At 56.2% G+C, this 649-nt stretch carries 1 protein-coding gene; it reads left to right on the forward strand.

Going from position 1 to position 649, the window contains the following annotated elements; all coding sequences use genetic code 11:
- Positions 1 to 396, forward strand: a 396-nt coding sequence (locus AC0KVN_RS27590) for a hypothetical protein (RefSeq protein WP_483656829.1), incomplete at its 5' end; no start/stop codon positions are given.
- Positions 397 to 649: the final 253 nt, after the last annotated feature.

Raw genomic sequence — 649 nt, forward strand, 5'->3', positions numbered from 1 at the left:
CGCCCAACGCCACCTCCAAAAGGCAGCCTTGAATCAACGCCCGATCCTGCTGTCAACCTTTGTCCACGAAACCTAGCTGTTCGATCAGTTGCGACAGGTCTTACAGATATCACAAACGCAAATCCGGACGAAATTCATAATCTTGCAATCGTAGCGCACAGCCTTTGGCATGTTGCCAGTCCGCTTGCGGATACGCTTCAAGATTTGGATTTCGAACATCGTGCGAAAATCGGGCTGGCTCGTATTGCGATGGATGAATGTATGCCTGGGCTGCTATCGAACGCATCACTGATCCCGACCAATCCCGGAATCGCGGCGATAGTGAAAGGTGGTGCCGAAAGTCTCGCAGGGACGATTTCTCACGTTGTGGACTTATTTCCCGAGACGCGCTCCTGACGCACTTTGCTAAATAAGGGAAAGCGGTGGTCGTGTCTCCCCACCGCGATCGGCCAGGGCCGCACACCCTGGCCGAACCGTCCCGTCACCGTCGAGGGGAGGGGGAGGGGTGAAGACCGATCCCGAGCGGTCGTAGACCGCGCCCCAAGTTACGCAGGAGTTTCCGCGTAATTCTGAGAGCCTGTCTTGAATCTCATGCGTAACGAGCGATGCGCCTGATGAGGACGACGGCAGCAGCGGCATATAGGAGTGC

It is taken from the genome of Sphingobium sp. SG1 (genome assembly GCF_057063145.1).